Genomic DNA, 4,048 nt, shown 5'->3' with positions numbered 1-4,048 from the left:
TGAACACTATAAAGTTACAACAATTTTCGCTAATCACCAAATTTACAAATAGTTATAATTCATCGAACTCACGTTATCTTTACGCTCAAAAAGAATATGCCTCAAATAGAATCATTATATAATAAATATATTACGCATATTGAATTACTGCGCAATGCAAATATTTTAACAGAGATGAATAACGATTATATTTGTCCCATTTGTTTGCGAAAATTCTCTAAAGAACAGATTTCTGCTTTGTCATTAGAAGATGCTCCACAAGATTCTTTAGGTGGACACAAAATAGCTATAACTTGCAAAGATTGCAACAATTCGTGTGGGCACAATATCGATATTCATCTTGTAAATTTTCTAAAACGATTAGATGAAATTGATTTTGTAGAAGGTTCTACTCGACGTATAGAAATACCCGATAATGGTAGAAAGATAAATGCAATGTTAGAGGTCGGTAACAATAAAGAATTAAAAGTTATTCTACCTCAAAAAATTAATAATCCACAATGGCTACAAGAACATATAAACAATATCAAAGAGGGGAATGTTATAGATATAAAAAATCAAAAGGTAGATATTGATATGAAAAAAGTATCAACGGCTATTCTAAAAAATGCTTATATCATTCTATTTTCTCACTTTGGATATTCTTTTTTGCTTGATAAGCATTATGATAGAATCAGAGAACAAATAAAAAATCCAAGTAGATATATTGTACCTGATTTATGGACAAAGCAGCCCATAAATATGCAAGATGGAATATATTTATCTAATGATAATAGACATCGTGGATTCTTTATAATATATACATGCCAATATAAAACAGATAGAAAACATCACTTTTGTTGTTTTATTCCTACACCTTTAATGCCATACGAGTTTGCATATCATTTTTTTGATGAATACCAACCGAATACACCTATGTATATGCAAACTATAAATGGTGATTTTTTAACTGATGAAAAAAACATAAAGGCACTAAACAAGTGGATATATAGCTGGGATATGAAATTAAAGTATGAATTATAAATTTGAAGTTATGGAAAAAGTAAAGAAGTTTAAGGAGCTTTGTTCCGAAATGGAGCAGCGGAAAAAGAATCTCAACGAAGAGGTAGATATTTATATTCAAAAGGCTAACCATATTCGTGATTTAGGCGGATTTATTTCATTCGATAATAAAATTATAGACCCTTCGAATTCAATTCCCAATGAATTAAAAAGAAAATATGAATGTCAGTTTTCACAAATACACGAACATATACAGTCACAATCTCATTGGATTGATGAGATAAATCAAGCCTATAAGGAAGCACAAGATGAAATTTCAGAGTATGTTCAACAAAAAACGCAATCTCAAGATATGGTTAATCATATACGACAAATAATGGGAAGAATTGCACGAGTTAATAGACTTGCAGCAATAGAATATGGGGAACAATTTATTTCTAATATTTAGACAACTAGCAGAATTTGTATAAAATGAGAAATATAGATTGCCCGCTGGGAAGCATCGGCGGGCAGGTTTCATGATAAGAAAACAAAAGGCTTCTTTGCTACTTTCTTCACCGCAAACGGGCTCACGGAAGAAAGTAGCGGCGGCATCTCGCCGCCGTTCTCCATCAACTGATTTTAAGGCTCTTTACGGGCACATATTTCTCTAACCACACCTTGACCTGTTCAAAGTTGTATTCGCCCGTTATGACCGCCGTATGCTTGTTTATGGCTACAAACCGGACACTTTCATAGCTGTTTACCCAGCCTTGCAGGGAACTCACGCCCCACGTGTCCGCATCTTCAAAAACGCTGCGGTCTATTTGGCTGATTGGCTCTCCGAAAACTACTACCATCGTCTGAAAGTCCGGCTTGTCCTCCAGCAGCCGCAAATGGTGCAACGTGCCGAACTCGTCAGACTTGCGCCCCCATGCCCAATCCTCCGTGTAGAAATCATCGCCCCACTGGTGCGGATGGTCGAAACGCACTTTCACGTTTACCGAATATTCGTTTTCCTCCGTGTCCTCGATAACGCCCGTTACCATCATGCCCGTAAAAATACACTCGCAACGCCTGCCGATTAGGTCTTTGCTTACTTCTGTCGTTTTCATGTCCTCAAAATTTTATGGGTTATAAACTTTGTCTTTTTGGCGGGCAGGGCTTTGACACCCTGCCCGGATAATCCTTTCACGCTGCCCGGAACACAAAGCCGTCATCAAACCAATAATCACACATGAACAAGTCACGGGCGAACTTTTCATAATCGAAATAGGTCTTTGCGAACTCCGGCAGGTCGTAACATTCCTCTACAATCCGGTAGGCGAAATCTTCTTCATCGTCATACTGCCCTTGATACTCGTCCCAGAAATTCTTAATAAGGTCGTCGGCATCTTCCTCGCTCAAATCATGGTTTTTGTAGTTGCACCACACGAAAAAGGCTTCCTGTTCGGTGTCGCCCAACTTTTCCACCGCATCCCGCAAGGTGAAGAAGTTCCCGGAAATCCAGCTTTCGGAAATCAAATTCTCCGGGATATTCTCGTAATCCTGAAACATAAATTCCGCATCTTCCTCGTCCTTGTGAAGTTCCCGGCAGGCTTCGTAAAACTCTTCCTTGTCCGCATAGTCCGACAAGTCCAGCCATGCGCCGAACAGTGAACCGTTGTTATACTTGCCGTAAGTGCCTACATAAACTCTTGCTTCTGATAATGTTGCCGTTTCCATATCGCTGTAATTTTTAAGTTTTTAATTTTTATGCGGATTCGATAGGTGAGGGAGTTAAAGTTTCACTGAACTTTTTCCCGTTTCCCGTAAATCCGACCTTTTTTTTATGCGTCTTCCGGTCGGGTTGGTCGTTTTCGTTTCACATAGGCAGGTTTGTGAAGGGGTCTTGCTATGCAAATTTTTCCGACAAAAAATTTTCCCCGACCAACGGAAGACGGAACAATTTTTTTCGATGAAACCTAATTTGCAGAGCCAAAAGCCCCCGTAGCTACCTTTGCCTATTGAAGCGTGAAAAACGACCTCCCGGCTGGGGGACTGCATAAGGGGGAGGGTTTACCGATAGGGAAACGGGATAAAAGTTCTTGTTTCCTTTCATCTGATAGGGAACACTATACGAAGCGGGCGGGAAAGGCAAGGGTGTCGGAAGCCCGTCTTTCGATACGCTTGTGCGGGTTTCCGAAGGCTCTTTTCACGAGAAACAGTCAGCCATGCCCCGCACGGCTGGCGTTTCGGGGAATGTGCCGGAGGAAAAGGATATAAAAAAGCGGGTAGCCCGGTGGACTGCCCGCAAGATAAATGGAAACTACTTATTGAAATACAGTATATTAAACAGCATTTCGTTACCGAAATCGTTACCTGTCTGTTTCCGGCTTGTCATAGGTAACGAATCCGATTCTGCGGCGTTGTTTCTGCTCTTGGGACTGGCTCAAAAGCTGGGTCAATGCCTGATAGATGTCGTTGAACTGCGCATCGGTACTGGCTTCCAGTTCCTCGATGCGTTTCAACAGTTCTTCATAGCCCGCTACCATCTGACGCATAAGGACAAATGCCCGTATGATGGAAATGTTCACCTCGATGGCGGTCTGGCTGCGCAAGACGGATGAAAGCATGGCTACGCCTTGTTCGGTGAAAGCCATAGGCAAGGCTGCGCCAAAGTTGTAATCCGGGGGTATCACATTTTGTGACACCCCTATGGACAACAATAAGTTGGCTTCCTCTTTCGAGAGGACAAACATAAAGTCGGACGGGAAACGCCCGATGTTGCGTTTGACCGCCTGTTTCAAAGCTCGTGTTTCCACTTGGTAGAGTTCCGCCAAATGGAAGTCAAGCATCACCCGGCAACCCCTGACTTCATAGATTTTGTTTTGAATGACCTGCAAATCCATAAACTTCAAGATTTTATTGTGATTAAACGCTTGTTTTCCTTTCATTCAGCCTTTGGGCGAACATATCCATGTCGGCACTCAGTTTCGTGTCGATGATTTGTAGGCTCGGCTGTCGGCGCCATGCCACCTTACGGTGGTAGGTTTCCGACAGCCTGCCTCCGAACCGTACGTACACG

Annotated in this window: 5 protein-coding genes; 2 read left to right on the top strand and 3 right to left on the bottom strand. The window is 41.5% G+C overall.

Annotated features, from left to right (window positions below):
- Positions 1–96: 96 nt before the first annotated feature.
- Together H6B30_RS15560 and H6B30_RS15555 are read left to right on the top strand one after the other, a co-directional pair.
- Positions 97–1,023, top strand: a complete 927-nt coding sequence (locus tag H6B30_RS15560) for a hypothetical protein (RefSeq protein ID WP_205112182.1) — start codon at positions 97–99, stop codon at positions 1,021–1,023.
- A gap of 10 nt (positions 1,024–1,033) precedes the next feature.
- Positions 1,034–1,450: a hypothetical protein gene (locus tag H6B30_RS15555; protein WP_205112181.1), complete on the top strand. Its 417-nt coding sequence runs from the start codon at positions 1,034–1,036 to the stop codon at positions 1,448–1,450.
- Between the two features lie 163 nt (positions 1,451–1,613).
- On the opposite strand, the gene H6B30_RS15550 is transcribed toward H6B30_RS15555, so the two are convergent.
- The 3 genes from H6B30_RS15550 to H6B30_RS15540 form a co-directional block, all read right to left on the bottom strand.
- Positions 1,614–2,096: a DUF7258 domain-containing protein gene (locus H6B30_RS15550; protein WP_205112180.1), complete on the bottom strand. Its 483-nt coding sequence runs from the start codon at positions 2,094–2,096 to the stop codon at positions 1,614–1,616.
- Between the two features lie 76 nt (positions 2,097–2,172).
- Entirely contained in the window at positions 2,173–2,706 is a 534-nt protein-coding gene (locus tag H6B30_RS15545; protein ID WP_205112179.1) for an antirestriction protein ArdA, read from the bottom strand.
- A 632-nt stretch (positions 2,707–3,338) separates the two neighbouring features.
- On the bottom strand, positions 3,339–3,872 hold the full coding sequence (locus H6B30_RS15540; protein ID WP_205112183.1) for an ORF6N domain-containing protein: 534 nt from the start codon (positions 3,870–3,872) through the stop codon (positions 3,339–3,341).
- Positions 3,873–4,048: the final 176 nt, after the last annotated feature.

Origin of the sequence: Marseilla massiliensis (assembly GCF_016899955.1) — a bacterium.
Lineage (GTDB): Bacteria > Bacteroidota > Bacteroidia > Bacteroidales > Bacteroidaceae > Prevotella > Prevotella intestinigallinarum.
Note: the sequence above shows the minus strand (reverse complement) of the source record. Positions and strands in the feature narration are given on the sequence as shown.

Coding starts and splice junctions, on each gene's coding strand:
- H6B30_RS15560 (WP_205112182.1), top strand. CDS start 97: ATGCCTCAAATAGAATCATTATATAATAAATATATTACGCATATTGAA.
- H6B30_RS15555 (WP_205112181.1), top strand. CDS start 1,034: ATGGAAAAAGTAAAGAAGTTTAAGGAGCTTTGTTCCGAAATGGAGCAG.
- H6B30_RS15550 (WP_205112180.1), bottom strand. CDS start 2,096: ATGAAAACGACAGAAGTAAGCAAAGACCTAATCGGCAGGCGTTGCGAG.
- H6B30_RS15545 (WP_205112179.1), bottom strand. CDS start 2,706: ATGGAAACGGCAACATTATCAGAAGCAAGAGTTTATGTAGGCACTTAC.
- H6B30_RS15540 (WP_205112183.1), bottom strand. CDS start 3,872: ATGGATTTGCAGGTCATTCAAAACAAAATCTATGAAGTCAGGGGTTGC.